This is a genomic window from Nocardia thailandica NBRC 100428 (assembly GCF_000308795.1).
In the GTDB taxonomy this organism is placed as follows: Bacteria; Actinomycetota; Actinomycetes; order Mycobacteriales; family Mycobacteriaceae; genus Nocardia; species Nocardia thailandica.
In genome coordinates, this window is the sequence record NZ_BAGK01000021.1 from 20,439 (window position 1) to 44,585 (window position 24,147).

30 protein-coding genes and 1 riboswitch are annotated in these 24,147 nt (G+C 70.4%); of the genes, 16 read left to right on the forward strand and 14 right to left on the reverse strand.

Annotated elements, in window-relative coordinates; translation table 11 throughout:
• Positions 1 to 16 precede the first annotated feature (16 nt).
• Positions 17 to 607 (reverse strand): TetR/AcrR family transcriptional regulator, encoded by a 591-nt coding sequence (locus tag ON36_RS02020; RefSeq protein WP_052313561.1) that lies wholly within the window; start codon positions 605 to 607, stop codon positions 17 to 19.
• A gap of 110 nt (positions 608 to 717) precedes the next feature.
• Here ON36_RS02020 and ON36_RS02025 point away from each other — a divergent pair, with 110 nt between their 5' ends.
• Genes ON36_RS02025 through ON36_RS02040 form a run of 4 tightly spaced genes read left to right on the forward strand, consistent with a single transcriptional unit; the run spans position 718 to position 2,672 of the window.
• Positions 718 to 1,371, forward strand: coding sequence for an FMN-dependent NADH-azoreductase (locus tag ON36_RS02025; protein WP_043647136.1), 654 nt, complete (start codon positions 718 to 720; stop codon positions 1,369 to 1,371).
• On the forward strand, positions 1,368 to 1,688 hold the full coding sequence (locus tag ON36_RS02030; RefSeq protein WP_043647139.1) for a DMT family transporter: 321 nt from the start codon (positions 1,368 to 1,370) through the stop codon (positions 1,686 to 1,688). The genes ON36_RS02025 and ON36_RS02030 overlap by 4 nt, the downstream gene beginning before the upstream one ends.
• A 55-nt stretch (positions 1,689 to 1,743) precedes the next feature.
• The gene (locus tag ON36_RS02035) at positions 1,744 to 2,190 is read left to right on the forward strand and encodes an SRPBCC family protein (protein WP_043647142.1); all 447 of its coding nucleotides are present in this window, start codon (positions 1,744 to 1,746) and stop codon (positions 2,188 to 2,190) included.
• A 50-nt stretch (positions 2,191 to 2,240) separates the two neighbouring features.
• Positions 2,241 to 2,672, forward strand: coding sequence for an OsmC family peroxiredoxin (locus ON36_RS02040; protein WP_043647144.1), 432 nt, complete (start codon positions 2,241 to 2,243; stop codon positions 2,670 to 2,672).
• Positions 2,673 to 2,723: 51 nt separating this feature from the next.
• Here the strand turns inward: ON36_RS02040 and ON36_RS02045 are convergent, their stop codons facing one another.
• The 4 genes from ON36_RS02045 to ON36_RS02060 form a co-directional block, all read right to left on the reverse strand.
• Complete coding sequence (locus ON36_RS02045) at positions 2,724 to 3,191, reverse strand: hypothetical protein (protein WP_052313562.1); 468 nt, start codon at positions 3,189 to 3,191, stop codon at positions 2,724 to 2,726.
• Between the two features lie 36 nt (positions 3,192 to 3,227).
• Positions 3,228 to 4,016 carry a CbtA family protein gene (locus tag ON36_RS02050; protein WP_043647146.1) on the reverse strand — a complete coding sequence of 263 codons (789 nt, stop codon included), beginning with the start codon at positions 4,014 to 4,016 and terminating at the stop codon, positions 3,228 to 3,230.
• On the reverse strand, positions 4,007 to 4,207 hold the full coding sequence (locus ON36_RS02055; protein ID WP_043647148.1) for a CbtB domain-containing protein: 201 nt from the start codon (positions 4,205 to 4,207) through the stop codon (positions 4,007 to 4,009). The genes ON36_RS02050 and ON36_RS02055 overlap by 10 nt, the downstream gene beginning before the upstream one ends.
• Positions 4,208 to 4,242: 35 nt before the next feature.
• A riboswitch (cobalamin riboswitch) is annotated at positions 4,243 to 4,378 on the reverse strand.
• A 56-nt stretch (positions 4,379 to 4,434) separates the two neighbouring features.
• On the reverse strand, positions 4,435 to 4,758 hold the full coding sequence (locus tag ON36_RS02060; protein ID WP_043647149.1) for an antibiotic biosynthesis monooxygenase family protein: 324 nt from the start codon (positions 4,756 to 4,758) through the stop codon (positions 4,435 to 4,437).
• 56 nt (positions 4,759 to 4,814) lie between these two features.
• Between ON36_RS02060 and ON36_RS02065 the strand changes: the two genes are divergently transcribed.
• Entirely contained in the window at positions 4,815 to 5,567 is a 753-nt protein-coding gene (locus ON36_RS02065; protein WP_043647151.1) for an alpha/beta fold hydrolase, read from the forward strand.
• 6 nt (positions 5,568 to 5,573) lie between these two features.
• Here ON36_RS02065 and ON36_RS02070 read toward each other — a convergent pair whose 3' ends face one another.
• Positions 5,574 to 6,470 carry an HhH-GPD family protein gene (locus tag ON36_RS02070; RefSeq protein ID WP_373281758.1) on the reverse strand — a complete coding sequence of 299 codons (897 nt, stop codon included), beginning with the start codon at positions 6,468 to 6,470 and terminating at the stop codon, positions 5,574 to 5,576.
• 90 nt (positions 6,471 to 6,560) lie between these two features.
• On the opposite strand from ON36_RS02070, the gene ON36_RS02075 reads away from it, so the two are divergent.
• Both ON36_RS02075 and ON36_RS02080 read left to right on the forward strand, forming a co-directional pair.
• A complete protein-coding gene (locus ON36_RS02075) occupies positions 6,561 to 7,184 on the forward strand; it encodes a carbonic anhydrase (protein ID WP_043647221.1) in 624 nt (207 codons plus the stop codon).
• Positions 7,185 to 7,240: 56 nt separating this feature from the next.
• Complete coding sequence (locus ON36_RS02080) at positions 7,241 to 7,918, forward strand: DUF4232 domain-containing protein (protein ID WP_043647152.1); 678 nt, start codon at positions 7,241 to 7,243, stop codon at positions 7,916 to 7,918.
• Between the two features lie 163 nt (positions 7,919 to 8,081).
• On the opposite strand, the gene radA is transcribed toward ON36_RS02080, so the two are convergent.
• Together radA and ON36_RS02090 are read right to left on the reverse strand one after the other, a co-directional pair.
• Entirely contained in the window at positions 8,082 to 9,482 is a 1,401-nt protein-coding gene (gene radA / locus ON36_RS02085) for a DNA repair protein RadA (RefSeq protein WP_043647153.1), read from the reverse strand.
• Between the two features lie 390 nt (positions 9,483 to 9,872).
• Positions 9,873 to 10,553 (reverse strand): copper chaperone PCu(A)C domain-containing protein, encoded by a 681-nt coding sequence (locus ON36_RS02090; RefSeq protein WP_245557832.1) that lies wholly within the window; start codon positions 10,551 to 10,553, stop codon positions 9,873 to 9,875.
• 342 nt (positions 10,554 to 10,895) lie between these two features.
• On the opposite strand from ON36_RS02090, the gene carD reads away from it, so the two are divergent.
• From carD to ON36_RS02120, 6 genes are all read left to right on the forward strand, one after another.
• A complete protein-coding gene (gene carD, locus ON36_RS02095; RefSeq protein WP_043647155.1) occupies positions 10,896 to 11,384 on the forward strand; it encodes an RNA polymerase-binding transcription factor CarD in 489 nt (162 codons plus the stop codon).
• Positions 11,381 to 12,118, forward strand: a complete 738-nt coding sequence (ispD, locus tag ON36_RS02100) for a 2-C-methyl-D-erythritol 4-phosphate cytidylyltransferase (protein ID WP_083884848.1) — start codon at positions 11,381 to 11,383, stop codon at positions 12,116 to 12,118. The genes carD and ispD overlap by 4 nt, the downstream gene beginning before the upstream one ends.
• Positions 12,115 to 12,582: a 2-C-methyl-D-erythritol 2,4-cyclodiphosphate synthase gene (ispF, locus tag ON36_RS02105; protein ID WP_043647157.1), complete on the forward strand. Its 468-nt coding sequence runs from the start codon at positions 12,115 to 12,117 to the stop codon at positions 12,580 to 12,582. Before ispD ends, ispF begins: the two co-directional genes overlap by 4 nt.
• A gap of 150 nt (positions 12,583 to 12,732) precedes the next feature.
• Positions 12,733 to 14,136 carry a cysteine--tRNA ligase gene (cysS, locus tag ON36_RS02110; protein WP_043647159.1) on the forward strand — a complete coding sequence of 468 codons (1,404 nt, stop codon included), beginning with the start codon at positions 12,733 to 12,735 and terminating at the stop codon, positions 14,134 to 14,136.
• Positions 14,136 to 15,116 (forward strand): 23S rRNA (guanosine(2251)-2'-O)-methyltransferase RlmB, encoded by a 981-nt coding sequence (gene rlmB, locus ON36_RS02115; protein WP_043647225.1) that lies wholly within the window; start codon positions 14,136 to 14,138, stop codon positions 15,114 to 15,116. The genes cysS and rlmB overlap by 1 nt, the downstream gene beginning before the upstream one ends.
• Positions 15,117 to 15,192: 76 nt before the next feature.
• Positions 15,193 to 15,465 (forward strand): DUF4190 domain-containing protein, encoded by a 273-nt coding sequence (locus tag ON36_RS02120; RefSeq protein WP_043647160.1) that lies wholly within the window; start codon positions 15,193 to 15,195, stop codon positions 15,463 to 15,465.
• Positions 15,466 to 15,471: 6 nt separating this feature from the next.
• On the opposite strand, the gene ON36_RS02125 is transcribed toward ON36_RS02120, so the two are convergent.
• The 6 genes from ON36_RS02125 to ON36_RS33295 form a co-directional block, all read right to left on the reverse strand.
• Positions 15,472 to 16,284 (reverse strand): enoyl-CoA hydratase/isomerase family protein, encoded by an 813-nt coding sequence (locus tag ON36_RS02125; protein ID WP_043647161.1) that lies wholly within the window; start codon positions 16,282 to 16,284, stop codon positions 15,472 to 15,474.
• A gap of 52 nt (positions 16,285 to 16,336) precedes the next feature.
• Positions 16,337 to 17,512 carry an acyl-CoA dehydrogenase family protein gene (locus ON36_RS02130; RefSeq protein ID WP_043647227.1) on the reverse strand — a complete coding sequence of 392 codons (1,176 nt, stop codon included), beginning with the start codon at positions 17,510 to 17,512 and terminating at the stop codon, positions 16,337 to 16,339.
• A gap of 395 nt (positions 17,513 to 17,907) precedes the next feature.
• The gene (locus tag ON36_RS02135; protein WP_083884849.1) at positions 17,908 to 18,771 is read right to left on the reverse strand and encodes a metal ABC transporter permease; all 864 of its coding nucleotides are present in this window, start codon (positions 18,769 to 18,771) and stop codon (positions 17,908 to 17,910) included.
• Positions 18,771 to 19,604 carry a metal ABC transporter ATP-binding protein gene (locus ON36_RS02140; protein ID WP_052313564.1) on the reverse strand — a complete coding sequence of 278 codons (834 nt, stop codon included), beginning with the start codon at positions 19,602 to 19,604 and terminating at the stop codon, positions 18,771 to 18,773. Before ON36_RS02140 ends, ON36_RS02135 begins: the two co-directional genes overlap by 1 nt.
• Positions 19,601 to 20,485, reverse strand: a complete 885-nt coding sequence (locus tag ON36_RS02145; protein WP_043647232.1) for a metal ABC transporter solute-binding protein, Zn/Mn family — start codon at positions 20,483 to 20,485, stop codon at positions 19,601 to 19,603. Before ON36_RS02145 ends, ON36_RS02140 begins: the two co-directional genes overlap by 4 nt.
• A gap of 1,058 nt (positions 20,486 to 21,543) precedes the next feature.
• Entirely contained in the window at positions 21,544 to 21,798 is a 255-nt protein-coding gene (locus ON36_RS33295) for a helix-turn-helix domain-containing protein (RefSeq protein ID WP_157224734.1), read from the reverse strand.
• 140 nt (positions 21,799 to 21,938) lie between these two features.
• On the opposite strand from ON36_RS33295, the gene ON36_RS02155 reads away from it, so the two are divergent.
• Genes ON36_RS02155 through ON36_RS02165 form a run of 3 tightly spaced genes read left to right on the forward strand, consistent with a single transcriptional unit; the run spans position 21,939 to position 23,634 of the window.
• The gene (locus ON36_RS02155) at positions 21,939 to 22,184 is read left to right on the forward strand and encodes a helix-turn-helix domain-containing protein (protein WP_157224735.1); all 246 of its coding nucleotides are present in this window, start codon (positions 21,939 to 21,941) and stop codon (positions 22,182 to 22,184) included.
• Positions 22,181 to 22,900 carry a cutinase family protein gene (locus ON36_RS02160; RefSeq protein ID WP_052313565.1) on the forward strand — a complete coding sequence of 240 codons (720 nt, stop codon included), beginning with the start codon at positions 22,181 to 22,183 and terminating at the stop codon, positions 22,898 to 22,900. Before ON36_RS02155 ends, ON36_RS02160 begins: the two co-directional genes overlap by 4 nt.
• Entirely contained in the window at positions 22,900 to 23,634 is a 735-nt protein-coding gene (locus ON36_RS02165) for a hypothetical protein (protein ID WP_043647168.1), read from the forward strand. Before ON36_RS02160 ends, ON36_RS02165 begins: the two co-directional genes overlap by 1 nt.
• The last annotated feature ends 513 nt before the right edge of the window (positions 23,635 to 24,147 follow it).

Genomic DNA, 24,147 nt, shown 5'->3' on the forward strand with positions numbered 1-24,147 from the left:
GGCGTCCGGCGTCGGCTCAGCCGAGCAGTCGCCGGGCGAGGAGGCCGAGCCCGGCGACGATCTCGGCGGTGGGGACTCCCCGGTCGCGCTGGTGCAGGTAGACCTCGGCGGCCAGCGGCGCGAGCAGGGTGTCGACCAGCGCGTCGTGACCGTCGACGCCCGCGTCGAGCAGCAGCGCGCGGACGTGCGCCGCCCAGAACCCGTACGCGCCGGTGGCGAAGCGCGCGCCGCCGGTCTCGGCGCCGAGGACCAGGTGGGCGTGGGTGTCGAGCAGGTCGACCATCGCGGCGTAGAAGGCGGCGAGGCGGTCGGCGGGCGGCGCCCCCGGGCCGAGCGGGGGCGCGCCGCGCAGCAGCTGCTCCTGGAGCGCCCGTTCGTGCTCGTCGAGCAGGGCGACGGCGATGGCGTTGCGGTCGGGATAGCGGCGGTAGAGGGTGCCGCGGCCGACGCCGGCGGCCTTGGCGATGTCGTCCATGGTGACGGTGCGCGGGTCCCGGGTGGCGAACAGTTCCGCGGCCGCGGCCAGCACCTTCGCGCGGTTGCGGCTGGCGTCGGCGCGCTCGCCCGGCGCGGGGGCGCCGCCGAGCAGGTCGGTTCCGGTGTCCATGGGCCGACTGTAGCCCAGCGGAGAACAAGTGGACAAGATGTCCACTTGTGTTCTACCGTCGAATCCGACACAAGTGGACACAACGTCCGCTTGGAGGGAGGACCGACGCCATGACCCATCTGCTGCACCTCGACGCGAGCGCCCGTAGCCGATCCATCAGTCGCGAACTCGGCGCGGCGTTCGCCGACACCTGGCGTGCCGCGCGCCCGGCGGGGACCTACACCTACCGCGACCTCGCCGCCGACCCGGTGCCGTTCATCGACGAGGGCTGGACCGAGCTGTGCGACGCGGTCCTCGCCGAGGGCGAGACCGACCTGGACCGGCTCCCCGAGCTGGCGCGCACCCCCGCGCAGCGCCGGGCCCTGTCCGTCGTCGAACCGCTGCTGGCCGAGGTCCTCGCCGCCGACGTCATCCTCATCGGCACCCCGATGTACAACTACTCGATCCCCGCCGCGCTCAAGGCGTGGCTCGACCAGGTGACGTTCCCGCGGATGACGCTGGGGCACCGGCGCTTCGTGGTGGTCACCGCGCGCGGGGGCGCCTACTCGCCCGGCGCGCCCAAGGCCGCCTTCGACTACCAGGAGCGCTACCTGCGCGACTTCTTCGCCGGCCACTTCGCGGTCACCGACGCCGTGTTCGTCAGCAGCGAGCTGGCCAACGCCCGCCTCGATCCGGGACTGGCCCACCTGCGCGGCGCGCAGGAGGACTCGCACGCGGCCGCGCTCGCCGAGGTACGCCGGCTCGCCGAGGAGTTCGCCCGATGAGCTGGATGGTGTTGCTGCTGGCCGGGGTGGTCGAGATCGTCTGGTCCCAGACGATCAAACCCACCGAAAACTTCACCCGGCTCGGGCCGACGCTGCTGTGCGTCGCGCTCGGCTCCCTCGCGGTGTACCTGCTGTCGCGGGCCATGCAGTCGCTGCCCGTCGGCACCGCCTACGCGGTGTTCACCGGCATCGGCGCGCTGGGCGCGATCGCCCTCGGCGTCGTCGTCCACAAGGACCCGCTGAGCGCGGGACGGGTGCTCGCGCTGTCCATGATCCTCGGTGGCGTCGTGCTCGCGCGGGTGACGAATCCGGAATAGCGGTGTCGTGCACCCGATACCGATCGCGATCGGGCGAAACCGGTATGGTCCAGAGATGAACCAGTCAGTTCGACCCCCGGACCTGTCTGCGCGACCGCACGAGCTCACCGTGGAACGCGTGATGAAGGCCTCCCCGAGCCTGCTCTACGCGGCCTGGACCAAGGGCCTGGACCTCTGGCTGGCGGTACCCGGCACGGTTCTCGGACGGCCCGGGGTCGACGAGCCGATCTACTTCGACACCGAACACGACGGCAAGCGCAACCCGCACTACGGGCGGTACCTCCGGCTGGAAACCGATCGGCTGGTCGAGTTCACCTGGGTCACCGCCGCCACCGAGGGCGTCGAGACCGTCGTCGCCGTCCAGCTGCTCAAACAGCCGCGCGGCATCCGCCTGCGATTGCGCCACTCCGGGTTCGCCACTCCCGCGCTGCGCGATCTGCACCTGCAGGTCTGGCCCGCGGTGCTCGAGCGTCTCGACGAAGTCACCTCGGCGGCGAGCTGAGCGAGTAGGTTCGACGGGCGCAAGGCACACCCCTCCTCGAAAGGACAACGATGCCCACTCGTAGCGCCCGCACCTCCTGGACCGGCGGACTGCAGGACGGCGCCGGACAGGTCGAGCTGACCAGCTCCGGCGCAGGCAAGTTCGATGTGACCTTCCCGCGCCGCGTCGCCGACGCGGCCGAGGGCACCAGCCCCGAGGAACTCATCGCCGCCGCGCACTCGTCCTGCTACTCCATGGCGCTCTCGGCCGAGATCGCCAACGCGGGCGGCACCCCGGTCAGCCTGGACGTGACCGCCGACGTCGACCTCGGGCCCGACCCGGCGGGCGGGTTCCGCATCCGCAAGATCACCCTGACCGTCGGCGGTCAGGCGGACGGTCTCGACGCCGAGGGCTTCGCGGCCGCGGCCGAGGCCGCCAAGAAGGGCTGCCCGGTCAGCAAGGCACTGGCCGGCGTGGACGTCATCGAACTGGTGCTCGTCTGAGTCGTGACACGGCGACGGCCCGGGTGCGCGCACCCGGGCCGTTCCCGTCGGTCAGCGCCGGGCGAACCAGGCCCGCGCCGCCGGGGTGAACAGGGCGGGCACCGCGACCGCGACCGCGACGAAGTGCACGATCCGGCAGGCCAGCAGCACCGTGCCGGTGGGGGTGAGCGCCAGGAACGGGTCACGCAACGACTGCGCCGACAACAGGATCGCCAGCGGCTCGACGACCAGCGAGGCGGTGCCCGCCACGCCGATCCCGGCGGCCAGCAGCAGCCGCGCCCCGCGGCCGCCCGCCGACATCCGCCACACGGCGAGCCCGACCAGGGCGTAGATCGCGAGCCGCGGCAGCAGGCCCGCGGGGTCGCCCGCGCGGGCGGCCCCCAGCAGACCCTCGGCGAGGCCGGCCGCCAGCGCGGTCGCGAAACCCGCGACGGCGACGGCGACGGCGGTGGGACGCGGCGACGCGGCGGAGGGCGCGGCGGCGGAGGATGCGGAAACGGGAAAGGCAGTGCCGGTCATGTCACCGACACTGCCTTTCGACATCCGAACCCCGGATCACCCCGCGGTAGCGACCTCGCCCGGTACGGGAGTGCTACGGCGCGTGGCGAATTCGGTCAGCGCGGCGAAGGCGAGCCCGATGCCCGCCCACAGCGTGGCGGTCTCGGCCAGCGAGGCGACGCGGAAGCGCCACAGCAGCGTCGCGGGGAAGTCGGCGGACACCTCGTCGACGCCCGGCAGCAGCACATAGCCGAGCGCGGTGACCAGCACGAACGCCGCCACCCCGCCGATCAGGCGCCACGTGGCGAACCGGCCGGCCAGCGCGCGGTGGACGAACACGGCCGCGCCGACGGCCGCCAGGCCGAGCAGCACCGCCGCGACCCACAGCCAGGTGCGCTGGTCGATGGTCTCCGGATCGCCCACCGCGGGCGGGTTGGCCGGGTACTTGAAGAACGGCACCGCCACGACGGCGGTCCAGCCGCCGAGCGCCAGCGCCAGTGCCAGGTGCGGACCGGAGAGGGTGGTGTAGCGCCGGGCCACGTTGGCGGCCGCGGCGAAGATCGCGCCGAAGGCCAGGCCGGCCAGGGCGAGGGCGAGGAACTGACCCGCCTTCTGCCCGGTGCGGCTGACCAGCGCGTCGTCCGCGTCGTGGGAGTGCCCGCCGGCGGCCTCTCCGGCGGAATGGGCGTGCTCGGCGGCGGCCGAGGCGGCCTCTTCGATGGCGATCGCGGCGTCGACCTGGGGCTCGCCGACGAAATACCCCACTGTGGCGGCCAGCAGGCCGGCGATGAGACCGGCCAGCAGGCCGCGCAACAGCAGGGTTTTCAGTGCGCCTGTCAGTGGCACGGAACCCCCAGCAGGTGGCGTCCGTCGTGCATCAGCTCGTGCAGGTACATCCCGCTACGCGAGACGGCACCCTGGTCGAAGCCGACCAGGTACAGCGTGAGCAGTGCAAGAAGAACGACACCTACCGTGACGAGCACAGTCGTCAGGGTGTCCAGGCCGGCGGGGCGGCTGGGTGAATGCGCGATAGCCATTCGGATCCTCCTCGGGATACGCGTCCCAGTCGGGGTGGGTGGGTCGCGAAGGTGCCGGTGTCTGGCTCTCCGGCACCGGGGATCCGGTACGTGGATACAGTGGCGCGACCGCTCCGGATTCTCACCGGAATTCCCGCGCACCCTCGCTTGTGTGCACCTCGAACTGTGACAGCCGCCGCCCCCGGCGTCAACACGCGCTGCGCGCGCGTCGCACCGACTCGCCGAGGTCAGGCCTTGGCGGGCACGTCCAGCACGACCTCGAACTCCAGCAGCGAGGCGCCGGTGGACACCGGCTTCGGACGCTCGCCGTCGGCACCGTGCCCGGCGTGCGCGGTGCGGGCGGGCCCGTCCCGCCACGCGGCGAACGACTCCTCCGAATCCCACTGCGTCACCACGAAATACCGGTTGTCACCGGCGACCGGGCGGAGCAGCTGGAAGCCGAGGAAACCGGGGGAGTTCTCCACCGCGTGCGCGCGCGCCGCGAAGCGCTTCTCCAGCTCCGGTCCGGCGCCTTCGGGGATCTCGATCGCATTGATCTTCACAACAGCCATGAGATCGACAATACGGGCGCGCGGACCGCGCGGGTCCGTGCGGCAGAATCGGCGTCGTGTTGTACGACGAGGGCGGTGCGGGTGCGCCCATCCTGCTGACGCACGGGCTCATGGGCGGCGCGCGGACCTGGTCCGATCAGGTGCCGTGGCTGCGCGCGTTCGGGCACGTCTACACCTTCGACGCCGCCGGGCACGGCCGCACGCCACCGCCCGAGCTGACCACCGAGGCGTTCGTGGCCGACCTCGCCCGCCACACCGCCGCCATCACCGAACCGATGGTGCTGGTCGGGCACTCGATGGGGGCGCTGCACGGCTGGGTCTTCGCCGCCACCCATCCCGCACGCGTCCGGGCGCTGGTCGTGGAGGACATCGCCCCGGACTTCACCGGACGCACCGCCGAGCACTGGGCCGCGCTCATCGAGTCCTGGCCCCAGCCGTTCCCGTCGCGGGAGGCGCTCGCGGAGTACTTCGGGCCCGTCGCAGGCCGCTACTTCGAACGCTCCTTCACCCGCACCGAGCACGGGTACCGCCTGCACGGCGAGGTCGCCACCTTCCGCGCCATCTCCGAGGAGTGGGGCACCCGCGACTTCTGGACCGAATGGAAGGCGCTGACGGTCCCCGCCCTGCTGCTCGAGGGCGAACACACCATCACCCCGCCGGGGCAGATGCGGCAGATGGCCGGGACCCACCCGGACGCCGAGTACCGCTGGGTGCCGGGCGCGGGGCACCTGATCCACGACGAACGGCCGGAGGTCTACCGCGAAGCGGTGTCCGGCTTCCTGCGCCGCGTGCTCGGCGACGGGCGCTAGCCCCGGTCAGCGCGGTTCGCCGCCCTCGCCCGCCAGCGCGAAGAGCCCGTCGGCCGTCTGCTCGATCAGCCCGTCCATCAGCAGCGAGTCAAGGGCCCGGTCGCGCTGGCCGGGGTCACGCGTCCACGCCAGGTCGAGGCGGACCCGCTCGACGGGTCCGCTCGATCCGCGCAGCACGTCGAGCAGCCTGCCGCGGGCCTGCCGGTCGGTGCCCTCGTACTTCTGCGTCCTGCGGACGACATCCGAGGCCGGACGGCCCGCCTCGATCCAGGCGCACCGCGGCAGCGGGCAGCCGTCGCAGGTGGGGTTGCGGGCGGTGCACACGGTCGCGCCGAGTTCCATGAGCGCCGCGGAGAAGACCGCCGCCCGGCGGACGTCCACCGGCAGCAGCGCCTCGGTCTCGGGCAGGTCCCGCGAGGACGGATTGCCCGCCTCGGCGCGGCCGTGCACGGCGCGGGCGACCACCCTGCGAACGTTGGTGTCGACCACGGGAACCCGCGCGCCGTAGGCGAAGCACGCCACCGCCCGCGCGGTGTAGGCGCCGATGCCGGGCAGGCTCAGCAGCACGTCGACGTCGGCGGGCACCGCGTCGCCGTGCTCGGCGGCCAGCACCCGCGCGCACTCGTGCAGCCGCAGCGCCCGGCGCGGATAGCCCAGCTTGCCCCACGCCCGCAGCACCTCGGCCTGCGAGGAGGCCGCCATCGCCGAGGGCACCGGCCAGCGCGCGACCCACTCCCGCCAGATCGGCTCGACCCGCACGACCGGGGTCTGCTGGAGCATGATCTCGCTCATCAGGATGTGCCACGCGGTCGCCTCGGGGCGCCGCCACGGCAGGTCTCTCGCCTCCCGCTCGTACCAGCCGACCAGCACTTCCGCGTCGATCCCGGCGCGCACCGCCCTCACCACTTCCGTCCTGCCTCCGCCAGACCCTGTTTGCCGACCCGTAACGAAACGGACTCGCTGGTAACCAGGGCCGTGTGCACAATGGTCGGTATGCCTGGTTCAAACCCGATAAGCGCCTGGAAGTCTCTCCGCGAGGGCAACGAGCGCTTCGTGAGCGGCAACCTGTTGCATCCTAGCCAGGGAGCGGCCGACCGAGCCAAGCTCGTCAAAGGCCAGCACCCGCACGCCATCCTCTTCGGCTGCGGCGACTCCCGCGTGGCCGCCGAGCTCATCTTCGACCAGGGCCTCGGCGACATGTTCGTGGTGCGCACCGCGGGCCACGTCGTCGACAGCTCGGTCCTCGGCTCGATCGAGTACGGCGTCGCGGTGCTCGACGTGCCGCTGATCGTCGTCCTCGGACACGACAGCTGCGGCGCGGTGAAGGCCACCATCGACGCCCTCGACGGCGGCGAGGTCCCCGGCGGCTTCATCCGCAGCGTGGTCGAGCGGGTGACGCCGTCGATCCTCGTCGGCAGGCGCGAGGGCCTGACCACCATCGACGAGTTCGAGTCCCGCCACGTCGTCGAGACGAGCCGCCTGCTCATGCAGCGGTCGATGATCATCTCCCAGCGCGTGGCCACCGGCGAACTCGCCATCGCCTCGGTCACCTACAAGCTCGAGGACGGGCGGGTGCACCTGCGCCGCGTCGTCGGGAACATCGGGGAAGTGGTCTGACCCGACACGCCGAGGTCATCGAGCGCGGCCCAGACGGCTGCGCTTACGGTTGAGGAGTGCTGGAACCGACTGGACCCCTGCCACCGGAGATCTACTGGCGCCGCCGCGCGCTCGCCGTCGGTGTGGCCGTCGTCGTGCTCGCGGTGGTCGCCCTGCTGATCGTCATGGCCGCGCGCGGCGGTGATTCCGCCGGTGAGGACGCCGCGGCCGTCACGTCCTCGTCCACCACCGCCGCTCCGGCGAGCAGCTCGGCCGCGAGTTCGTCGAGCCCGACGAGCCCGACGAGCACCTCGGCCGCGGCGGGCAGCAGCACCACCACCTCGGGGGCGCCGATCGCCGCCGAGCCGTGCCCGGACCAGTCGCTGGCCGTGAAGGTCACCGTGGGTCGCCCGACGTACAAGCTGGGCGAGCAGCCCACGTTCGGGATCGTCGTCACCAACATCTCCGCCGGCGTGTGTTCGCGCGACCTCGGCTCCGGCCTGCCGCAGGTGGCCGTGCTGTCCATCGACGGCCAGCGCCGCCTGTGGGCGAGCAACGACTGCAATCCCGGCGGCCAGCCCGACGTGCGCAACCTGAAACCCGGTGAGCAGGCGGCGTTCACGGTCAACTGGCTGGGCTCCACCTCGCAGCCGAACTGCGCGGGCGAGCGGATCCAGGTGCCCGCGGGCGCCTACAGCGTGGTGGCACAGCTGGGCGCCATCAACAGCGCGGCGGAGCCGTTCAACATCGCGTAGCCGCGGGAATGTGGCTTGTACCACGGCTTTTCGTCAGGGTGACGGCTACGGTGTGGCCGAGTCGTTATCGTTGTTATTCGCAGGATTCGCAAGATCGGCCGATCTGTCAACCAGAGTTGGCGGCCGAATTGCGTTCCGCGAGTGAAACTGCCGTTTGCCCGAATTATTCTGCGCCGGATTCCGCGCGCGATGCGCGTGGTTTGCGGAGTTTCGCGAGCCGCAGGGCGGCGCGCACATCGGCCACCTCGTGGATACGCATATTCCCGGTCTTCGTTTTCTCCGAACCCGGCGGGACGAGCGCGGTGGTGAAGCCGAGTCGCTGGGCCTCGGCCAGCCGCCGCGACAGACCGGTCACCTTGCGCACCTCGCCCGCCAGACCGACCTCGCCGAGGATCACCCACCCCGAGGGCAGCGCGATGTCGGACTCGGCGCTCGCGATGGCCAGCGCGATCGCCAAGTCGGCGGTCGGCTCCACCAGGCGCATGCCGCCCACGGTCGCCGCGTAGACGTCGTGCTTGCCGAGGAAGACGCCGCCCCGGCTCTGCAGCACCGCGAGCACCATGGCGACGCGGTTGTACTCCAGCCCGCTCACGGCGCGGCGCGGCTGCGGGATCTCGGTGCGCACGGTCAGGCCCTGCACCTCGGCGACGAGCGGCCGCTTGCCGTCCATCGCGACGGTGACCGCGGTGCCCGACACCGGGTCCGTGCGATGGTGCAGGAACAGCCCCGACGGGTCGTCCACGCAGGCGATGCCGTCCTCGTGCAGTTCGAAACAGCCGACCTCGTCCGCGCTGCCGAAGCGGTTCTTGAGGCCGCGCACCATGCGCAGCGTGGAGTTCTTGTCGCCCTCGAACTGCAGCACCACGTCGACCAGGTGCTCCAGCGTGCGCGGACCCGCCACGTTGCCGTCCTTGGTGACGTGGCCGACCAGCAGCACCGCGATCCCGCTCGCCTTGGCCAGCGAGGTCAGCGCCGCCGTCACCGCGCGCACCTGGGTGACGCCGCCGATGACGCCGTCCGCGTCCGGGGCCAGCATGGTCTGCACGGAGTCGACCACCAGCAGGGTGGGCCGCACCTGCTCCACGTGCCCGAGCACGACCGCCAGATCCGACTCCGCCGCCAGGTACACCCGGTCGTGCACCGCGCCGGTGCGGTCGGCGCGCAGCCGCACCTGCCCCGCGGATTCCTCGGCGGTCACGTACAGCGAGGTCTCCTCCCGCTGCGACGCCCACCGGTAGGCGACCTCGAGCAGCAGCGTCGACTTGCCGACCCCCGGCTCGCCCGAGAGCAGCACCACCGACCCGGGCACCACGCCGCCGCCGAGTACCCGGTCCAGTTCGCTCACCCCGGTCGACCGGGCCTGGGTCACCTTCGCGTCGATGCGCGTCAGCGGCGCCGCCGCGGTACTCGGCAGCATGGCCCGTCTGCCCGGCGCGGCCGCGGCCGCCGAGACGACCACCTCGTCGACCGTGCCCCACGCCCCGCAGTCGGGGCACTTGCCGACCCACTTCGCCACCTCGTGCGCACAGGCAGAGCACCGGAACACTTGCTTCGACTTGGCCACGAGAGCACAGTAGGCACTCCCCCCGACAGGTCGCACCGCGCACTGCGTGAGCCCCGGGCAGTAGGCCGGGGTCGCACCGCGAGGTGACCACGGCGGCCCGGACCGCAGGACGTGACTACGGCGGGCCGGACCTCAGGACGTGACCACCAACGGGCCGGACCCCCACGATGCCGCCACCGCGGGCCGGACCCCCACGATGCCGCCACCGCGGGCCGGACCCCAGGACGCGACCACCACGGGCCGACCCCGAGGAGGCCCCGCCGCGCAGCGGCGGTCGCGGCCGCCCCGACGAAAAGAACCCCGAACCAATGCGGCGCAGCCGCGAGGTTCGGGGTTCTTTTCGTCGGGGCACGAGAGGCCGCGACTCGAGCGCACCAGCGCTCAGAAGATTCAGTGCCCGGCGCCCTCGGTGGCCGGTCCGGACTTCTCGTTGACGACGCGCACGGTGTCGGGGCCCGCGTCGACGGGGACCTGCACCTGGATGGTGCCGGCGTCCTTGAAGTTGAAGGTGACGGTGTAGGTCAGGCCGGGGACGATGTCCTTGACCAGGCCCTGGATCTCGATCGAGCCGGGCTTGGCCTCGGGATCGGTGGCGGGCTTGTCGGGCGCGGCCGACGGCGCGGGCGTGCCGTGGTGGTCGTCGGTGCCGCCGGTGGCGGCCGAGGTGGCGGGCTTGCCCGCGACGACGGTCTGCTGCGGCGCGATCTTGAACGCCGGGTCGCCGCCGGGGGCGGTGATCTTGACCTGGCCCAGGTCGGTGGTGACGCTGGTCAGCTCGTCGGTGACGATCTCGCCGTCGTTGATGATCGACAGCGCGATCACGGCCTTGCCGCCCTTGGTCAGCGCGTAGTCGGCGGAGCCCGCGGGCGGCAGCACGATCTGCACGTCGCGCAGGGCGATCTGGCCGATGTCGGCGTTGTTGCCGTTGATGGCCGCGACCTGCGACGAGGTCTGGGTGTGCTGACCGGCTCCGCAGCCGGACAGCGCGACGGCGCCCGCAGCGGCCAGCGCGGCGACCGTCACCATGCGACGTCGCGCCGAGGGGGCGGTCACAGCTTTCAGGGCAGTCACGGTTTGTCCTCCATGTCGACCGGGCTCACTCCGTGTCAGGAGTGTAGTAACTAGGCAGCGTAGTAGTTCGCCGCGCGCCCGTGGCGCGGGGGCTCGCGACGCGCGGGTGCCGAGGTAACAGTTCGGTGTCCGGAGGGCGGTTGCCGGAGAAGTGCCGGTGGTGGTGTGGCCGGCGGGGGTGCGCTGTGCTGGTGGTTAACCTGTTCGGGCACAACACAATGCACACCGATTCTGTTCTGTCAACCCCTACGATGCCGTCGTTGTGGCCCTGACCTGCACAGTTGATCGCGCCGTTATCGAGTCGCATGTTAAACTGTGAACATCGAAAGGGGCACGGGACACATGATTTTTAAGGTCGGAGACACCGTCGTTTACCCCCACCACGGAGCGGCGCTGATCGAAGCAATCGAGACCCGCACCATCAAGGGTGTGCAAAAAGAGTATCTGGTCCTCAAGGTCGCACAAGGCGACCTGACCGTTCGGGTTCCCGCGGAGAACGCCGAATACGTCGGCGTCCGCGACGTCGTCGGCCAGGAGGGTCTCGACAAGGTCTTCCAGGTGCTGCGCGCGCCGCACACCGAGGAGCCGACCAACTGGTCCCGCCGCTACAAGGCCAATCTCGAGAAGCTGGCCTCCGGCGACGTGAACAAGGTCGCCGAGGTCGTGCGCGACCTGTGGCGCCGTGAGCAGGATCGCGGGCTGTCCGCCGGCGAGAAGCGGATGCTGGCCAAGGCGCGTCAGATCCTCGTCGGTGAGCTCGCGCTCGCCGAGGGGACCGACGACGGCAAGGCCGAATCGCTGCTCGACGAGGTCCTCGCCGCGGCTTCCTGAGCCGCGCCGTGCGACCAGTCGTAGCTCTGGTCCCTGCCGCCGGTCGAGGCGTCCGTCTCGGGGAGTCGCTCCCCAAGGCCTTCGTCCCGGTCGGTGGCATACCTATGGTCCGGCTCGCTGTGGACGGGTTGATCGCCTCCGGTGCGGTGCACCGGGTGGTCGTCATCGTGCCCGCCGAACTGGTCGACGCCGCGTCCGAGGCCGTCGCGCGTGACGTGCCACTCGCCACCCCGCTGCCCGGCGGTTCGCTGCCCCCGGTGCCGGTGCAGATCGTCGTGGGTGGCGCCGAGCGTACCGATTCGGTGCGCGCCGGAATCGAGGCAGCGCCCGATGCCGGATCCTTCCTCGTGCACGACGCGGCGCGGGCGCTCACCCCGCCCGCGCTGATCGCGCGCGTGGCCGAGGAGCTGGCCGCCGGTCATCCCGCCGTGGTTCCCGCCCTGCCGGTCGTCGACACGATCAAGTCGGTGGACGACGCGGGCGTGGTCACCGGCACTCCCGATCGCGCCCGGCTGCGCGCGATCCAGACCCCGCAGGGGTTCGCCGCGGAGCTGTTGCGCCGCGCCTACGCCACCGAGCACGGCGCCACCGACGACGCCGGCCTGGTCGAGCGCCTCGGCGTTCCCGTCCACACCGTCGCGGGCGACCCGCTGGCGTTCAAGATCACCACACCGCTCGACCTGCGGCTGGCGCACGCGCTGCTGGCCGCCGACGGGGCGGTGGCCCACTCATGAGAGTCGGCATCGGCACCGACGTGCATCCGATCGAACCGGGCAGGCCCTGCTGGATTGCGGGCCTGCTGTTCGAGGATGCCGACGGGTGCGCGGGCCATTCCGACGGTGACGTCGCCGCGCACGCGCTGTGCGACGCCCTGCTGTCGGCCGCCGGCCTCGGCGATGTCGGCGCGGTGTTCGGCGTCGACCGGCCCGAATGGGCCGGGGTCTCCGGCGCCGCGATGCTCACCGAGGTCCGCAGGCTGCTCGCCGAGGACGGCCTCACCGTGGTCAACGCCGCGGTGCAGGTGATCGGAAATCGTCCGAGGATCGGCCCCCGGCGGGCCGAGGCCCAGAAGGTTCTCGGCGAATTACTCGGCGCGCCGGTATCGGTCTCCGGCACGACCACGGACGGATTGGGCCTGACCGGTCGCGGCGAGGGAATCGCCGCGATCGCGACCTGTCTCTGTAGCACGGAGCGCTGACGCGCCGGAGTGCGCGGCCCCGGAGGGGCCGATTCTTCCCGCTGCGTTCAGTCGCTCCGCTTCCCTTTCTCCGTCTGTCCAGAATCGAGGCGGGCCGCCGACCCCTCCCGTCACGGGAGCAACCCGGCCCACCAGCTAGGATCGAATGCCGTGACCTTGCGCCTTTTCGACACCGACACGCAGACCATGCGGGAATTCGTCCCGCTGGTTCCCGGCCGTGCGTCGGTGTACCTGTGCGGCGCCACCGTGCAGGGTCTGCCGCATATCGGGCACCTGCGCAGCGGCGTCGCTTTCGACGTGCTGCGCCGATGGCTGCAGGCTCATTCCGTCGACGTGACTTTCATCCGGAATGTCACCGATATCGACGACAAGATTTTGTGGAAGGCCGCCGAGGCGGGCCGTCCGTGGTGGGAGTGGGCCGCTACCCACGAACGCGCCTTCGACGCGGCCTACCGCGTCCTCGGCGTCCTGCCCCCGTCGGCCGAGCCGCGCGCGACCGGTCACATCACCCAGATGATCGACCTCATGGACCGGCTCATCGAGCGCGGTCACGCCTACGCCGCCGACGGCAACGTCTACTTCGACGTGCTGAGCTGGCCGTCGTACGGCGAGCTGTCGGGCAACAAGCTCGACGAGGTGCACCAGGGCGAGAGCGCGGGCACCGGAAAGCGCGACCAGCGCGACTTCACGCTGTGGAAGGCGGCCAAGCCGGGCGAGCCGAGCTGGCCGTCGCCGTGGGGCCGCGGGCGCCCCGGCTGGCACCTCGAGTGCTCGGCGATGGCCGAGTACTACCTCGGTGCCGAGTTCGACATCCATTGCGGCGGACTGGATCTGGTGTTCCCGCACCACGAGAACGAGATCGCCCAGTCCAAGGCGGCCGGCGACGGGTTCGCCCGCTACTGGCTGCACAACGGCTGGGTCACCATGAGCGGCGAGAAGATGTCGAAGTCGCTCGGCAACACCCTGTCGGTGCCCGCCATGCTGGAGCGGGTCCGCGCGGTGGAGCTACGTTTCTTCCTCGTCGGCGCGCACTACCGCTCCAAGCTGGAGTACTCGCACAAGGCCCTGCAGGACGCCGCCACCTCCTACCAGCGGATCGAGGCGTTCGTGTCGCGGGTGCTCGAGCGCAGCGGCGACGTGCCCGTCGGTAAGTGGACCGACGACTTCGCCGCCGCCCTCGACGAGGACCTGGCCGTGCCGAAGGCCCTCGCCGAGATCCACCACATCGTCCACGAGGGCAACAAGGCCCTGGAGTCCGGCGCGCTCGACGCGGCCGTCGAGCGGGCCGGTCAGGTCCGTGCCATGCTGGCCGTCCTCGGCGTCGACCCGCTCGACGCGCACTGGTACGCCCCGAGCGACAACTCGGCGGCCATGGACGCGCTCGACGTCCTGGTGCGTGCCGAACTGGACCGGCGCGCGACCGCGCGCGCCGAGAAGGACTGGTCTACCGCCGATGCCGTTCGCGACCGCCTGGTCGCCGCGGGTATCGAGGTCACCGACACCCCGCAGGGGCCGGAATGGTCGCTGGGCGCACCGAGCGGAAAGGCGAACTGATGGCAGGCAATTCACAACGGCGAGGCGCGATCCGCAAGGGCGGGACGAAGAAGGGCGCGGTCGTCGGTTCCGGCGGCAAGCGCCGCCGCGGGCTCGAGGGCCGCGGCGCCACGCCGCCCGCCGAGGCGCGCACCAAGCACCCCGCGGCGAAGCGCGCGGCGGCGAAAGCCAAAGCGGCCCAGTCGCGTCCGGCCCCCGCGCGCGGCAACGTGCCGCGGGCGGGCCGCAAGTCCGACGACGGCCCGGAGCTGGTGCTCGGCCGCAACCCCGTGGTCGAGTGTCTGCGCGCCGACGTGCCCGCGACAGCGCTGTACGTGGCCGTCGGCACCGAGAACGACGAGCGGCTGACCGAGAGCGTGCAGCGGGCCGCGGACATGGGCATCGCCATCCTGGAGGTGCCCCGCACCGACCTGGACCGGCTCAGCGCCAACGGCCTGCACCAGGGCCTCGCCCTGCAGGTGCCGCCGTACCGCTACGCCCACCCGGACGACCTGCTCGACCGGGTGCGCGGCTCGGCGGAGCCCGCCCTGCTGGTCGCCCTGGACAACATCTCCGACCCACGCAACCTGGGCGCGGTGATCCGCTCGGTGGCCGCGTTCGGCGGGCAGGGCGTGCTGATCCCGCAGCGCCGCAGCGCCAGCGTCACCGCGGTGGCCTGGCGGACCAGCGCGGGCGCGGCGGCCCGGCTTCCCGTCGCCCGGGCGACGAATCTGACCCGCACCCTGAAGGATTGGGCGTCGCAGGGCTTCCAGATCGTCGGCCTCGACGCCGGCGGGGACACCACCCTGGACACCTTCGACGGCACCGCGCCCACGGTCGTGGTGGTCGGCTCGGAGGGCAAGGGCCTGTCCCGGCTGGTGCGCGAGAACTGCGATTCCATCCTGAGCATCCCGATGGCGGGCCCGGTGGAGTCGCTCAACGCGTCGGTGGCGGCGGGCGTCGTGCTGTCGGAGATCGCGCGCCAGCGCAGGCTCGGGTGACGCGCGGACGGCCCGGTCAGGGGCCGTCCGGCGGCTAATCACCGCTAGTTGTGCTCTGGCACCTTACAATTCGTGAGTGGCCATCCCCAACCAGCCGATCGGGCAGACGGTCGAGCACCCCAATGCCAACCTGATCCTCACCTTCGGCATCCTCAGCCTGTGCTGCGGTGTGTTCGGGCCGGTGGCGTGGGTGATGGGTAAGAAGGCGCTGAACGAGATCGACAACTCCTACGGTGCCTACAGCGGTCGCACCCAGGTGTTCATCGGTTACGTCATCGGGATCATCGGCACGATCCTGGTGGTGATCATGGCGCTGCTGTGGCTGCTCGTCATGTGCAACGGGGGCTGAGCCCCGTCAGTCCAGGCCGGGCCGCTCGGTGTCGCCGCGGCCCGGGTCCCAGGTGGGCCACTCCTCGCTGATGCTGCCCGTCCACTTGGGCTGGCGCCGGTCCCGGAACGCGGCCATCGCCTCGCCGCCGTCGATGCTGCCCGCGACGTGGGCGTTGAGCTCGGTCTCCAGCTGTCCCACCATGCCGGGGCTCATGGCCAGGCTCTCCCACATCAGGCGCTTGGACAGCGCCACCGGCAGCGGCGCGGGCCCGTTGGCGATGTCGTGGGCCACCGACAGGGCGGTGGGCAGCACCTCGCCCGCGGGCAGGGACGCGTTGGCCAGGCCCATGGACTTGGCCTCGGCGCCGTCGAAGGTGCGGCCCGTGAGCATGATGTCGGCGGCGTTGGCCATGCCGACCAGCCGCGGCAGCGTCCAGTGGGCGTAGCCGTCGGCGAGGACCCCGCGGCGGACCTGGCTGAGCCCGTAGACGGCGTCGGAGGCCATGTAGCGCAGGTCACACTGCAGGGCGAGGGCGAGGCCGAGGCCGACCGCGTGCCCGTTGACCGCGGCGATCACCGGCTTGCGCACCCGCCAGGGCGGCGGCTCGATGGTCGCGCTGACTTCGCCCGTGCGTGCCGACAGGTCCGCGCCCGCGCAGAACGCGGGCGGGGTGCCGGTGACGACGACGGCGCGGATGGCGTCCTCGGCGTCGCACCGGTGCAGGGCCGCGCCCAGCTCGGCGGCCATGGTCGCCGTGAAGGCGTTCTGCTGGGCCGGGCGGTTGAGCGTGAGCACCGCGACACCCGAGGAGACATCGACGAGCAGTTCCGGACTCATGACAGGGAATCGTAGTGGGTCGGTGACGGCGCGTCCGCCGATGACCGGTGTTTCATTCCCGCAGCAGGTGTCTGCCGATGGCGAACTTGTGCACCTCGGTGGGCCCGTCGTAGAGCCGGAACGCGCGCATGTCGCGGAAGATCATCTCCACGACCGTCTCGTCGCTGATCCCGATGCCGCCGAGTACCTGCACGCAGCGGTCGGCGACCTTGAACAGCTCCTCGGAGACGTAGGACTTGGCCATCGAGGACTCGTGCCGGGCCCGGTCACCGGAGTCCATCAGCCAGCAGGTGTGCCAGATGGTCAGCCTGCACTGGTGCAGGGCGACCTCGTTGTCGGCGAGCATGAACGACACGCCCTCGTGCTCGCCGATCGGCCTGCCGAACGCGGTGCGGGTGCGGGCGTAGTCCACCGCGATGCTCTGGGCGCGCGCGGCGGCGCCCAGCCAGCGCATGCAGTGCGTGAGCCGCGCGGGCGCCAGCCGCAGCTGCGCGTAGCGCAGAGCCTCGCCGGTGGTGCCGAGCACGGCGGAGCGGGGCAGGGTGAGGTTCTCGAAGCGCACCACGGCGTGCCCGCCCACGTAGTTGCGGTCCATGGTGTTCATGACGCGTTCGATGACGATCCCCGGCGTGTCGCCGTCGGCGAGGAACAGCGAGGGCCCGGCGGGCACGTGCGGGTTCGGGGCGACGCGGGCCATGATGATCCACGTCTTGGCGCCGTCGGCGCCGGTGATGAGCCATTTGCGGCCGTTGATCACGAAGTTCTCGCCGTCGAAGACGGCCTCGGTGGTCAGCTGGTTCGGGTCGGAGCCCGCGCCGCCGGGCTCGGTCATGGCGAACACCGAGCGCTGCTCGCCGCGGATGACCGGCATGAGGAACCGGTCGATCTGCTCCGGGTCGGCGACCTTGCCCAGCAGGAACATGTTGCCCTCGTCGGGGGCGGCGCAGTTCATCGCGACCGGTCCCAGCGTGGACCAGCCCGCCGCCTCGTAGACCACGGCCTGCTCGACGTGGCTCAGCCCGAGCCCACCGAATTCCACCGGGGCCTGGACGGTCAGCAGCTTCTCCGCCCTGGCCAGTTCGACGAGTTCGGCGCGCAGGTCGTCGTCGGGGCCGTGCTGGGTCAGCCGCGGGTCGCGCTCGTAGGGCACGATCCGGTCGGCGACGAAGGACCGGACCCGGTCGCGCAGCGCCTCCAGGTCGGCGGGAACGGTGAAATCGATCGACATGAAGCCGCCCATCGCAGAAGGGATGTTCCGCTCGTGAGCATACGAATCCACCCATGCGGGATGGGCGGTTTCCAACGCGCAGGAGCGCCCCGGCGAGCCGCGCTGTCATGCGGGGCCTGGAGTCTGCGTTCGTCGGCCGACCAGGCGCCGTACCCGGGCGGGCCCGGCTACGGCTTGCTCCGGCGGCAGGCCACGGAGCTCGTGCGCGCGTGGCAGCGGGTGACCGTGTGCCGGCCTCGGGCGTGCGTGAGCGTGACCGGGCGGGCGAAGGTCATCACCGCGACCGCGGCGCCAACTTCGGGTGAGCGCCCGGCTGCGGCTTGTTCCGACGGCAGGCTCAGGCGCGCGGGGGTGCGGCGGAGGGAGCCGTCGAAGGTGGGATCGGCGATTGAGGATCAGGCACGCGCGAGGGTGCGGCGGCGGTGGCCGGTGAGGCGGCAGGCGAGGTAGATGGTGAACGAGATCGCGGTGACGAAGGTCGACACCGGCACGCCCGGTGCCAGCGACAGCAGGAGTCCGCCCACCGCGGCGGTCTCGGCGAACACCACCGACAGCACGGTCGCCCGCAGCGGGCTCGAGGTGAGCTGGGCGGCCGCGGCGGCCGGGGTGATGAGCACGGCCAGTACCAGCAGGGCGCCCACGATCTGCACACCGAACGCGGCGGTGATACCGAGCAGCACCGCGAATACGATCGACAGCGCGCGCACCGGAACACCGCGCGCCACCGCGACTTCCGGGTCGGTGCTGGCGAACAGCAGCGGCCGGTAGATGACGGCCAGCACCGCGAGCACGACCACGGTGCAGGTGACCAGCAGCGCCAGCCCGTCGTAGCCGACGCCGGCGACCTGACCGGTCAGCAGCGAGAACTTCGACCCGGCCCGTTCCGGCGCCAGCCACAGGAACAGCACCGACAGCCCGAGCCCGAAGGCCAGCACCACCGCGATCACCGAATCCCGTTCGCGCGCACGGTTACCCAGCCACCCGAACAGCACTGCGGCCACGATGGACCCGGCGATGGCGCCGAAACTCACCCCGATCCCGAGCAGCAGCGCCGCGGCCGCGCCGGTCAGCGACAGCTCGCTGGTGCCGTGCACGGCGAACGACATCTGCCGTGAGACGATGAGCGGGCCGATCAGCCCGGCCAGCAGACCGAGCAGCGCGCACGCCAGCAGCGCCTGCTGGACGAAGTCGTAGCCGAGCAGATCGGCGGTGGTGCCGAAATCGAGCAGCCGCTCGAACATCGTGGTGAGCTTGTCCATCAGATCTCGCCGAGCGCGTCCATGTCGTCACCGGTGCCGACGACGACCAGCCTGCCGCGTACCCGCAGCACCTCCACCTCCGTGCGATACAGCTCCGAGAGCGTCGCCGAGGTCATCACCTCGTCGAGTGCGCCGATCCGGAACTCGCCGTCGACCAGGTAGAGCACCCGGTCGACGAGCGGCAGGATCGGATTGAGCTCGTGGGTTACGAACAGCACCGCGGTGTCGTGTTCGCGCCTGCGCTTGTCGACCAGTTCGGCGACCAGGCGCTGATTGGCCAGGTCGAGACTGAGCAGCGGTTCGTCGCACAGCAGGACCGAGGGATCGCCGACGAGCGCCTGGGCGACCCGCAGCCGCTGCTGCTCACCGCCGGACATCGATTCCAGCGGCGCGTGCGCGTACGCCTGCGCGCCGACGGCGGCGACCGCCTCGGCGACCCGGCGCTTGCGCTCGGCGCGCTGCCGGAAGCCGATGCCCCAGCGGTGCCCGTCGACGCCGAGCCCGACGAGGTCGACGCCGCGCAGCTGTACACCGGAGTCGATGGTCTTCTGCTGGGGGATGTAGCCGATGCCCGGATTGCCGGTGGCCGCGGGCCTGCCCGCGACCTCGGCGCTGCCCGTGGCGAGCGGCTGCCGCCCGAGCAGGACCCGCAGCAGCGAGGTCTTTCCAGAGCCGTTGGGCCCGAGCACGGCGATGAACTCACCGGGCGCGATCTCGAGATCGAGATCGCGCCACAGGGTTCGGTCGCCGTAGGTCAGGGTCGCGCCGCGCAGCCGGATCGCCGCGTCCGTATCGGTCTCGGACAGGACGGCTCCCTCGTTCACGGCGGTCATTTCAGCGCCGTTGCGAGTGCGTCGGCATTGCTGGTCTGCCACTGAACGTAATCCATGCCCTCGGGCAGGGTTTCGGTCACCTCGACCACCGGAATCCCGGCCGACTGCGCGACCGCGCGCAGATCCTTGCTGATCTTGTCCTCGGTCTGCACGTTGTAGACCAGCGCGCGAACCTGCTTGCCGGTCAGCAGGTCCCGCGTCGCCGCGACGGCGGCCGGCGCCGGATCGGTCTCCTGCTCGACGGCCTCCTGGAAGGCGTGCGGTGTCCGGTCGGTGGCCTTGGCGGCCTGCAGGAGGTAGTGCGCGATGGGCTCGGTCTGGGCGACCGGGGCGCCCGGCCGTTCGGCGGCGATCCTGCCGGTGACGGCGGTGATGCCGGCCAGCCGGTTCTTGAACGCGGTCGCGCGCTCGCTGTACCCGGCGGCGTGCGCGGCGTCGATCTCGCCGAGCTGCGCGGCGATCCGGTCGGCCACCGCAGCCACGGTGGTCACGTCGTACCAGACGTGCTCGTTCTCATCGCCCTTGTCGGTGCGCAATTCGAAGGCCTCGACCGTGCGCTTGTCCTTGCCGCCCACGGCCTTCTCGACGAACTCGTCGTAGTGGCCGCCGTTGAACACGACCAGGTCGGCGTCACTGAGCTTCGCGGTCTGCGCGGGAGAGACCTCATAGGAGTGCGGGTCGGCGGCCGGATCGCTGATCAGCGCGGTGACCTCGGCGTCGGGCCCGGCCACGGCCTCGGCGATCGAGCCCCACACATTCGTCGACGCGACGATGGAAACGCTACCGTCATCGGCCGAGCTGCCACCGCAAGCGGTCAGCGCGACGGTGAGCGCGGTTCCGGCGGCGAGTACGGCCCAGGTGCGGGCGAATCGGGTGGTCACGCGGTACTCCTGGCCGTTCGTCGATCCGCCGCACAGCACCCGAGCCCCACCCCGGGAGCACTGTGTTCTAGATCATAATGGAAATCGTTACCATTTCAGATTAGCAGAGCTGGCTCATCGGCGCTGCCTTCGGGCGGATCGATGGTGCCGGACCCCGTCTCGGGGACCGAGGTCGGCGGAGTGCTGGAACCGTTGACGCTGCGGCCGACGTCGGCTCATCTGTACTCCCCTTCGTCGATGCGGTGTCGCGAATTGTTGAGCATCGGCCGCATTGCGTGGCCAATCTATCTGTGTACGAGATCGTTCGTCATGCGGACAAAAGGCAACCGACCTCGGGTAATAGGTAGTTGGCATAGGGATTCGCTCGAGCGCTCGAGAAGTGAATGGTTTCCAGGACGGGTGCGGCCACATTCGGTGATCGGCGGATGATGCTGTGCCCTATGCGAACCGGAAGGTCGGGCATGGGTCGAGCCCGGCGCAGGGCGAAATTTCCAGGTGAGCGGTGAGAATGTGCGGAACTTCTACTTCCGCAGGCGCTTCGCCGAGTGCTTGCTCGCTGTCGGAGAGTCGCATCGGTAGACCGCATTTCGATGCCCACTGCGCCCATCTTCGGCTGACGAACTACCATCGCGCACGTGTATACTCCGGCTGGTCGGATTGTCCGGTGACGTTGTGTCACAAGACATTACGGACGGTGAGTTGAGATGGATTAGATGTGGGAGTGCCGCCATGTTTTCCGGGGGCCGGGTGGCGGATTTGTGCTGCTGTCCGATGTGGGGAGTTCGGCTGGAGGGCCGGTATCGACTCGTCGGCGGTCTCTTTCGGCTCCATTTGGGCCGGAAGTCGGATGTCCGTGTCGACGGATCGATTCATAGGGGTTTCAAGTCGTGCGTACAGCGTCATTGGTGGCGTGGTTCGGCCAGATTATAGATCGTGAACAGATGTCGGTCGTGGCGGGACGGTTGGGTGTCGAATTGGCGGAGCGAGTCGCTCAGGGGCGACTCACCGTCGCTGATCTGTGGCTGGTGGCCGACGTGCTCGGTCGAAATGTGCTCGATCTACTGCCCGAAACCGTTGACCTTATGAACGGATCGGGCGACGATCTCCTGCGGAGAGACGTCGAGTGCACTGCATAGCTGGTACAGCTGTGTGAGATCTGGTGAGCGTTCACCGTTCTCGAAACGTTGAATAGTGCTTACCGCAACTCCCGAGGTCGCCGCGAGCTGAGGGCGTGTCAGCCCACGGCGCGCGCGCGCGGCACGGAGCTCGTCACCGACGGCGCGGTTGAGGTCGTCGAGGTCCCGCAATTCCATACGGACCATTCTGAGGTCCGAACGGCGTAGTTGCAAACAGCGCCCTCGAACTCAAGGCCTAAGCCCAAGTGTACGAAACCTCACAGTAAGAGGTCCGTTCGGACTTGTCACAGGTCCGTATGGACCTTACGATACTCCGTATGGACTTGCTAACCCGACTGATTGCCGACCGCGTCAGCTCCGTGATGGGCACGATCGGCATGGACTCCCGCACCCTGGCCCTGCGGACTGGCTTGCCCGAGCCGGTTCTGGCGCTGCGTCTGCGCGCCGCGAGCGCGTTCAAGCTGGACGAGCTGCTACGGGTGGGCGGCGCTCTGGGCTGCGACCCCGTCGACCTGCTGCCGCCCTTCGCTCACTCCGCCGACCGGGTGGAGGCAGCCGCGTGATCGACGTCCTGATCGTCGGCGGCACCTGGGCCCCTTACGGCGAGAGCGTGACCGACGCATTCTCCCGCTCACTGGATCTGAGCCGCTTCGCGCCGCGCATGATCCCGTACCCGGCCGAATACGGTGGCCGCATGTCCTACGCGGAGAGCAGTGCGGCGGGGAAGACCGCACTGCTCGAAGCCATTGCGAAGTCGCCGAATCGTGTGGTCGTGGCCGGGTATTCGCAGGGCGCCGCGATCGCGGGCGACGTGGCCGCCGAGATAGGCCGCGGCCTGTGGCCCGAGCTCGACATCGCCGCCTGCGCGCTCATCGCCGACCCTCTGCGCCCGACCGGTGAATACGTCGGCACGGATCCCGGCGGCTACGGCATCGCCGGTCAGCGCTGGGTGCCCGATATTCCGACGTACTGGGCCGCGGCGCCGGGCGATCCCATCACCGCCCTGCCCGCAGGCAATGCCCTGCGCCTGGTCGCCGACCTCTCGCAGTACTTCTGCATGAGCAGCCCCGAGGCTGCCCTGGCCTGGGGTCGAAGTCTGGTCGACACCATCGTGCACCGTCGCGTCCAGCGCTGGTGGGCGCCCAGGAACTGGAGTGCGTGGAGCGGAGCGCTCGCCTACGCCCGCGGCTATCTCACCGACGGCCGGCACACCGTCGACTACGTGCGCCACGGTCACGCCGCTCGTCTCGCCGAAACCATCAACCGGGAGATCGCCTGATGTACAGCGAGATTGAGGCAAATCACCTGTATCTGGATCGTGTCGCCGTGCACGATCTCGTGCGCATGCTGCGGGAAATCCCGGAACTGGCGGTGGATCTCGAGGACGCGGTCACCCGCCGCTCCCGCCTTGGCGACCCGAACCTGCGCCTGAGCTCCCGCTCCGGCGATCAGCCACTGCCGTTCAGCCCGGCCGCGTCCCGAGCCCGTGATCATCTGCACGGCGTACTGGTGTCTTGGGTGCGGCTGATCTGCGAGCAGCGCGGACTCGACTACTCCGGGGGTACGTCGACCGGCGATCTGGCCCGCTGGCTGGATCACAATGTCATTGCCCTCGCCATGACCGAGGGCGCGGAGACTGCCCTGTGCGAGATTCGTGCGGCGATTCAGGCTGCGCTGCAGGTCATTTGCCCGCCCACCCCGCGGATCGAGGTGGATGCGGCCCAGCTCGAGGCCGCGCGCAACGCTCGGTTGAACGTCAATGGAATCGCCACGCTCGCGAAGGAAATGGGAGAGGTGTTCCAGTCGGTCACGGTTCGCAGGATTCAGACCCTCCGTGATGCGGGCAGGATTCACCCGGTGCCGGGGCCGTGGGCGCCCGAGTGGCCCGAGCTGTTCGTCGTGGGGGAGGTGCTCGAAGCCCATCTCGCCCACCCCGCGCGCAAGCGCCGGGCCAAGGTGGCGGAGGAGCCGCGTCAGCCGCTGCTCCATATCCGGGAGAAGATCGCAGGCTGACTGTCGATAGGTGCGACTACCGAAGTCCCAGTCCTCTTGGAGGACTGGGACTTTGTCGTTGTCCGGGCGGAGTGGCGCCGAGTAGTTGGCTGCGGCGTTGCGAGAACCATTGCCGTGGCTCGCGCCCGCGTCGGATGTTGGAGAACCCTGCCCCACCTGCACGTTTACTCGAATCTTGAGATGGGTGTTGACTTTTGGATTCGCTTAGGTGAAGCTATGTGCAGCGCCACAGTTGCGCCTTCATCCCGAAATCACGGGAAACATCATCTCTGGCACGAGGTTTCAACCTCGTCGGCCTGCCAAGCTCTTTCGCCCCGAACCCTCGGTCCGACTCCGGATCGAGGGTTCGGTCGTAGCGGGCTGCCTCGAATTCTGAATCAGGAGCAATCGCCATGCTTTTCGGCCTCACCATCGATCAGTGGATCACTGTCGGTTCGTTCATCGTTCAGTTGATCGCTGTGGTCGTCCCGCTACTCGTGTAATCCACTCCGCGGCCCCTGCTTCCAGAGCGGC

Bases quoted from the DNA above. Each gene is read 5' to 3' on its own strand.
- ON36_RS02020 (WP_052313561.1), bottom strand. From the start codon at position 607: ATGGACACCGGAACCGACCTGCTCGGCGGCGCCCCCGCGCCGGGCGAG.
- ON36_RS02025 (WP_043647136.1), top strand. From the start codon at position 718: ATGACCCATCTGCTGCACCTCGACGCGAGCGCCCGTAGCCGATCCATC.
- ON36_RS02030 (WP_043647139.1), top strand. From the start codon at position 1,368: ATGAGCTGGATGGTGTTGCTGCTGGCCGGGGTGGTCGAGATCGTCTGG.
- ON36_RS02035 (WP_043647142.1), top strand. From the start codon at position 1,744: ATGAACCAGTCAGTTCGACCCCCGGACCTGTCTGCGCGACCGCACGAG.
- ON36_RS02040 (WP_043647144.1), top strand. From the start codon at position 2,241: ATGCCCACTCGTAGCGCCCGCACCTCCTGGACCGGCGGACTGCAGGAC.
- ON36_RS02045 (WP_052313562.1), bottom strand. From the start codon at position 3,191: ATGACCGGCACTGCCTTTCCCGTTTCCGCATCCTCCGCCGCCGCGCCC.
- ON36_RS02055 (WP_043647148.1), bottom strand. From the start codon at position 4,207: ATGGCTATCGCGCATTCACCCAGCCGCCCCGCCGGCCTGGACACCCTG.
- ON36_RS02060 (WP_043647149.1), bottom strand. From the start codon at position 4,758: ATGGCTGTTGTGAAGATCAATGCGATCGAGATCCCCGAAGGCGCCGGA.
- ON36_RS02075 (WP_043647221.1), top strand. From the start codon at position 6,561: ATGCCTGGTTCAAACCCGATAAGCGCCTGGAAGTCTCTCCGCGAGGGC.
- carD (WP_043647155.1), top strand. From the start codon at position 10,896: ATGATTTTTAAGGTCGGAGACACCGTCGTTTACCCCCACCACGGAGCG.
- ispF (WP_043647157.1), top strand. From the start codon at position 12,115: ATGAGAGTCGGCATCGGCACCGACGTGCATCCGATCGAACCGGGCAGG.
- rlmB (WP_043647225.1), top strand. From the start codon at position 14,136: ATGGCAGGCAATTCACAACGGCGAGGCGCGATCCGCAAGGGCGGGACG.
- ON36_RS02125 (WP_043647161.1), bottom strand. From the start codon at position 16,284: ATGAGTCCGGAACTGCTCGTCGATGTCTCCTCGGGTGTCGCGGTGCTC.
- ON36_RS02130 (WP_043647227.1), bottom strand. From the start codon at position 17,512: ATGTCGATCGATTTCACCGTTCCCGCCGACCTGGAGGCGCTGCGCGAC.
- ON36_RS02135 (WP_083884849.1), bottom strand. From the start codon at position 18,771: ATGGACAAGCTCACCACGATGTTCGAGCGGCTGCTCGATTTCGGCACC.
- ON36_RS02140 (WP_052313564.1), bottom strand. From the start codon at position 19,604: ATGACCGCCGTGAACGAGGGAGCCGTCCTGTCCGAGACCGATACGGAC.
- ON36_RS33295 (WP_157224734.1), bottom strand. From the start codon at position 21,798: ATGGAATTGCGGGACCTCGACGACCTCAACCGCGCCGTCGGTGACGAG.
- ON36_RS02155 (WP_157224735.1), top strand. From the start codon at position 21,939: ATGGACTTGCTAACCCGACTGATTGCCGACCGCGTCAGCTCCGTGATG.
- ON36_RS02165 (WP_043647168.1), top strand. From the start codon at position 22,900: ATGTACAGCGAGATTGAGGCAAATCACCTGTATCTGGATCGTGTCGCC.